Source organism: Cohnella sp. GbtcB17, from assembly GCF_019091135.1.
Taxonomy (GTDB): Bacteria; Bacillota; Bacilli; order Paenibacillales; family Paenibacillaceae; genus Cohnella.
The window spans coordinates 1-231 of record NZ_JAGXJW010000540.1 but is presented as its reverse complement, the minus strand read 5'-3'; the positions used below and the strand labels follow the sequence as shown (position 1 = coordinate 231).

Below are 231 nucleotides of genomic sequence, written 5' to 3'. Positions count from 1 at the left end.
GCAAAATATGAAAGCCGTCGTTCCCGTGCCCGTATCGACGCGCGGCTACGGCATCGTGGTGGACAGCTACTCTTTAATGACGTTTCACGACGATGCGTTCGGCACTTACCTGTCCACCGAGGCGGACGCGGAAATGGACTACTACTTTGTAGCAGGACCTGAGCTGGACGAGGTCGTACGCGGCAGCCGTTATTTGACGGGCAAGGCGCCGATGCTGCCGAAGTGGGCTTA

Annotated in this window: 1 pseudogene; it reads left to right on the top strand. The window is 58.0% G+C overall.

Annotated elements, in window-relative coordinates:
• Positions 1-231: pseudogene (locus KVT38_RS34365) on the top strand (alpha-xylosidase); the annotation flags it as partial.